Below are 5,101 nucleotides of genomic sequence, written 5' to 3'. Positions count from 1 at the left end.
AAGGCTGAAGCTGGCAAAATGGTTTAACGAGGTAGAGAAGTTGGGGGTGGACAACTTCTATACGGTGATAGACACCTTTAAGAACCATTATGATACCATACTCAATTTCTTTGTCAACAGAGCCACAAATGCCAATGCTGAATCCTTCAACGCAAAAGTCAAAGCCTTCAGGGCACAGTTTAGGGGAGTAACGGACATTCCTTTCTTCCTTTACAGGCTTATGAAATTATGTGCCTGAGAGGAGAAGGCTTGCAACTGGGTTTTACGACTGACCCCATTTTTCTTGTTGAATAATAATTAGGGTATGATAAGTAGTATGAATTAAAAAGACCATAACTTAGAAAAGGCTATGGTCTTTTTAATATTTTATTATTTAATCTCTAATGTTTTTAGAGAACTTTCAGCGGTGTGTACGAGACTCGAACTCGTGACCTCCTGCGTGACAGGCAGGCATTCTAACCAACTGAACTAACACACCAAAAAGGAAAAACACTTTCAGCGGTGTGTACGAGACTCGAACTCGTGACCTCCTGCGTGACAGGCAGGCATTCTAACCAACTGAACTAACACACCAAAACTAAAACCTCAAGGTGTTAATCCCTTTTTGCGAGTGCAAAGTTACTGTTTTTTTTTTATTCTACCAATATTTAAACGATATTTTTTTCATGAAAGATATATTGTAGAATTATAGCATCTATATAATCATTATTTATAAACAGCCATTGCTTTAACACTGCACCTTTTATAAAACCAACTCTTTGCAAGCATTGTAAACATGAATAGTTATTTTTATCTACAATAGCATAAACCTGATTTAAGTGTAAATATTTATAAGCATAATGACAAATTTCTTTGATAACAGCTTGTCCTATACCTTTATTACGATAGGCTTCTAAGAGAATTATTCCTAATTCAGCACGGCGATGTGTAGGATCAAAGTTAACCAAATCTACCATACCTATAGTTTCTTTTAGCTCTGTTTCTATAATTAAACGTACTTGTCCATCTATATAAATATCGTTGTTAGAAGTGGCTATATAATTACGCAACACATATTTACTGTAAGGAACATTTGATGCGCCAAATTTCCAAAGAGAACTATCATTTTCTATAATATACAAAAAATCAAGATCTTCAGGCTCTAATGCACGCAATGTATACTGATGATCGTTAATCTTTATATTCATAAAATTATAAATAAAATTATAGCTTTTCTTTATCTAAATTACATTCGTGCACACATCTTTTCTTTGAAGGAAATATAAAAACTATACTTAACAATAGGATCAAAGATAAATAAAAGAAGCTAACCTCAAAACCAAATAAATAATAATAAAATAGATTTAAAATCATAGGAAAACAAAGTAGCCATATTCTAACACTACCCCAGCATAATAATGTGCTTATAACCTTTGGATTAGAAGATAATAGCTGGTTTTTAATAAAAGGAAATCTAAATAAATAAAGAGCAAAAGGTATTACAGCTATGGTTAATAGTTGCATAATAAATTGGGCAATTATAAGGCAATTATAATGCTCTTTATCAGATATTAAACCAGGTGAAAGTAAATTAGTTTCGAAAAGCACTACAATAAACAAGCCTATTATTAAAAGACCTAATAATTCGCTTAATAATATTTTCCTAACCTTTTCCATTGTTTTTATTCTTAATTATCAAAAGGAGTACGATTGACAATACTTCTTCCCAAAGTTACCTCGTCGGTATATTCTAATTCATCACCAACAGATATTCCACGAGCTATAACAGATAACTTTATATTAAAATTTTTTATTTTTCGAGATATATAAAAGTTAGTTGTATCACCTTCCATGGTGCTTGCTAATGCAAAGATAACTTCTTTTATACTTCCACTACGTACACGCTCTACAAGTGAATCTATTTCAATATCGTTTGGACCTACTCCGTCCATAGGCGAAATAATACCACCAAGAACATGATATAATCCAGAAAACTGTTGTGTGTTTTCTATAGCCATCACATCTTGAATATTTTCTACTACGCATACAATACTTTTATCACGGTGAATATCCGAGCATATTGGGCAAAGGTCAGTATCAGAAATATTATGGCATACTTTACACGACTTTATGTTATGCTTCATCAAAGTTATTGCATTAGAGAATTCATCCACCCGACTCGTTGATTGACGAAGCAGGTGGAGAACTAATCGGAGAGCCGTTTTACGACCTATACCAGGAAATTGAGAAAACTCATTAACAGCTTTCTCTAATAATAAAGAATGAAATTCTTGCATCCTTTTTATTTTCTATCTTAATCATCAAATAAGTATATACCCAAGCCTATCTTTAAACCTACAGTAGAATAATCTGCATTCTTAAAAGACCTATCATAATATAGTGCAGGCTCTATGGTAACAGAACGATTAAGGAAAAAAGCATATCCTACTTCAGCGCCAGGCTTTAAATCGTTATAATTAATATTCTCATGGGTAAACTTAACATTCGCACCAAGATACAGACCATTTTGTGTAATATAAAAACGACCGCCTACACCTACAGTGAAATGATCAGCTACAGTATCAGAACCATTATGCTCTGCACTAATATGTCCTAAAACCATCAAATTGTCTCTTAAAAAATAACCTGCTTTACCTTCAAGGCCTATGTTTAAACCATACTTGCTATTATGGTGAATATCTAAGCCTGTGAGCGATGCACCTAAATAACCCTTACCTTCTTGAAACTGAGCAAACGCTCCTAAGCTCAACATGGAAACTACCATGATAATCATCAATCTTTTAATCATCATATTCATATTTTATTTTATTATAAAAAAATATTATCTATATAAATCTAATTGTAGAGAACATATATTTTGACAAAGATAAATAAAATATATAGAATACAAAAATAATTGCATATCTTTGTAACCTATTTATGGTTTTTTCCTGTTATTTACATCTAAAAAACAAGTATTTACATTGTTCTTATAATTAATATATGTATAATAAAATATTTATTTCCTTTATTTTTGCGCTAACAAGCTTCAAAAGCATGGCACAAACCTTTTCTGATACAATACCTTATATTCATTCACCTAAAAGAGAAACTAAGGCAGTATGGTTAACAACTCTTGCTAATCTTGACTGGCCGAAGACTTATGCTAATTCTTTAAAGAATATAGAGTATCAAAAGATGGAGTTAATATCTATCCTTAATAAATATCAGCAAGCTAACATAAATACTGTATTGTTACAAACTAGAATACGTGCTACTACTATTTATCCTTCTGCTATAGAGCCATGGGACAGATGTATTACAGGTGTAGAAGGGAAAGCTCCAGAAAATGGCTACGATCCTTTAAAATTTGCAATAGAAGAATGTCATAAACGAGGAATGGCTATACATGCATGGATAGTATCTATACCTGCAGGAAACAAAAAGTCGATTGGGGTAAAACAACTTCAAAAGAAAGGACTTAAATTACATTACATTTCAAAAGAGGCATACCTAGATCCTGCAGATGGCAATGTTTCTCATTATTTAGCAAAAATATGTACAGAAATAGTAAGGCATTATGATGTAGATGGTATAAATCTTGATTACATTCGTTATCCTGATTCATGGCATAAACCAACAAGTAAATATGGAGATAGGTCAAATGACCGATGTGCACAAATAACAAAGATTGTGCGTACTATTCATGATCAAGTAAAATTTATAAAACCTTGGGTAAGAATATCATGTTCGCCTATAGGAAAATATGCTGACTTAAAACATTATTCTTCTAAGAATTATAATGCTCGCGACCGTTTTTCACAAGAAGCACAAGAATGGTTACGTTTAGGACTAATGGATCAGCTTTATCCTATGCAATATTTTCGTGGTAATAATTACTATCCTTTCCTTGCTGATTGGAATGAAAATAGATGTCAAAAAGAAATTATTTCAGGAATAGGCACTTATCTCCTTAGTCCTAAAGAAGGAAGTTGGACACTTAATGAAGTAAAGCGGCAAATGAATATTAGTCGTAGTTTAGGAATAGGACAAGCTCACTTTAGGTCGTTTTTTCTTACTAATAATACACAAGGAATACTTGATTATGAAAAATTATTTAATATTAGTCCTGCCATTCCTCCTGTTTTGTATGGTTATAAATATAATATAGCTGCTCCTTCATATTATAATAACAATAACAATTTAATAATTTCAGATAAAAATAGTAGTATTAAGATTTTAAAATGGAAAGGAACTTCACCTTATTATAATATATATGCAAGTAAAAAATTTCCAGTGGATATTAATAAAGCTGAAAATTTATTATACACTAAGTTTATAGGCAAGTCTTTAGTTTTAAAAGATCCTTCGATGCAAAGAAACTTTCATTTTGCTATAACTGCTATGGATAGGTATGATAATGAAAGTGTTGCATTGCAAGAAAATATTAAAGAACAATCATCACCATTTTTCTCCACATTATTAACTAATGATAATAATAGGGTAATTCTACCATATAAGTTGGCAGCTTTTAAGATAAACTACTATATAGTAGAAACTCTACAAGGAAATATTATTCAACAAATATCTTATAATCCTAAAGTTAATTATGTATTAATAGCTCCTTTACCTAATGGAATGTACAGGCTAAAAGCAATGTTTCCAAATTATAAGTATTCTGTAAATATAGGTTTTTTCCTTATAAACAATTAACTTTCTGTGAGGTCGAGCTTTTTTTAAAACATTATATTTTTGCGATACTTTAATAGTATTATATAGTTATAATATTTTACCACATCTATTGTAAATAGTTTGAATACTGATAAATTATTTTTAAATAGTCGTCCCTTAAAAACTATATTTCAGCATAAAGTTTGTACTGACAAGCTTTATGCTGATTCTTTTTATAAGGCACAAAAGAGCTCTCATAGCTCTTTTGAAGTTATATGCTGCCGCAGCTAATAATACATTGATAGCATCTCCTTTCACACCTTTATAAAAGTTGCGAGATAATCGGTGGTCTGCTTTAAGATGTCCTATTGTTGGTTCTATACCTGCTCGTTTACAAAATAGTTTGTGTTTCTTTTTCTTTTGGTAGTAGCTGTCTTTAGCTTTAGGAACG

Annotated in this window: 6 protein-coding genes and 2 tRNA genes; 2 read left to right on the top strand and 6 right to left on the bottom strand. The window is 31.3% G+C overall.

What is annotated here, in order from left to right:
- Window positions 1-238 (top strand): transposase (locus F596_RS11260; RefSeq protein WP_019036919.1); only part of this gene is annotated, 238 nt, incomplete at its 5' end.
- A gap of 166 nt (window positions 239-404) precedes the next feature.
- Here the strand turns inward: F596_RS11260 and F596_RS0110525 are convergent.
- The 5 genes from F596_RS0110525 to F596_RS0110500 form a co-directional block, all read right to left on the bottom strand.
- Window positions 405-478: transfer RNA gene (locus F596_RS0110525), tRNA-Asp, on the bottom strand.
- 21 nt (window positions 479-499) lie between these two features.
- Window positions 500-573: transfer RNA gene (locus F596_RS0110520), tRNA-Asp, on the bottom strand.
- 74 nt (window positions 574-647) lie between these two features.
- Window positions 648-1,187 (bottom strand): GNAT family N-acetyltransferase, encoded by a 540-nt coding sequence (locus F596_RS0110515; RefSeq protein ID WP_019036918.1) that lies wholly within the window; start codon window positions 1,185-1,187, stop codon window positions 648-650.
- A 480-nt stretch (window positions 1,188-1,667) separates the two neighbouring features.
- Window positions 1,668-2,276, bottom strand: coding sequence for a recombination mediator RecR (gene recR / locus F596_RS0110505; RefSeq protein ID WP_008448847.1), 609 nt, complete (start codon window positions 2,274-2,276; stop codon window positions 1,668-1,670).
- 17 nt (window positions 2,277-2,293) lie between these two features.
- The gene (locus tag F596_RS0110500) at window positions 2,294-2,791 is read right to left on the bottom strand and encodes an outer membrane beta-barrel protein (protein ID WP_019036917.1); all 498 of its coding nucleotides are present in this window, start codon (window positions 2,789-2,791) and stop codon (window positions 2,294-2,296) included.
- 191 nt (window positions 2,792-2,982) lie between these two features.
- Between F596_RS0110500 and F596_RS0110495 the strand changes: the two genes are divergently transcribed.
- Window positions 2,983-4,692, top strand: a complete 1,710-nt coding sequence (locus tag F596_RS0110495; RefSeq protein ID WP_019036916.1) for a glycoside hydrolase family 10-like protein — start codon at window positions 2,983-2,985, stop codon at window positions 4,690-4,692.
- 135 nt (window positions 4,693-4,827) lie between these two features.
- Here F596_RS0110495 and F596_RS0110490 read toward each other — a convergent pair.
- The coding region (locus tag F596_RS0110490) for a transposase (RefSeq protein WP_019036815.1) at window positions 4,828-5,101 on the bottom strand (274 nt) is incomplete at its 5' end.

It is taken from the genome of Prevotella amnii DSM 23384 = JCM 14753, from assembly GCF_000378745.1.
In the GTDB taxonomy this organism is placed as follows: Bacteria; Bacteroidota; Bacteroidia; order Bacteroidales; family Bacteroidaceae; genus Prevotella; species Prevotella amnii.
This window is presented reverse-complemented; position numbering and strand designations above follow the sequence as displayed.

Excerpts from the sequence above, each read along its gene's own strand:
- F596_RS0110515 (WP_019036918.1), bottom strand. The coding sequence starts at position 1,187 with ATGAATATAAAGATTAACGATCATCAGTATACATTGCGTGCATTAGAG.
- recR (WP_008448847.1), bottom strand. The coding sequence starts at position 2,276 with ATGCAAGAATTTCATTCTTTATTATTAGAGAAAGCTGTTAATGAGTTT.
- F596_RS0110500 (WP_019036917.1), bottom strand. The coding sequence starts at position 2,791 with ATGATGATTAAAAGATTGATGATTATCATGGTAGTTTCCATGTTGAGC.
- F596_RS0110495 (WP_019036916.1), top strand. The coding sequence starts at position 2,983 with ATGTATAATAAAATATTTATTTCCTTTATTTTTGCGCTAACAAGCTTC.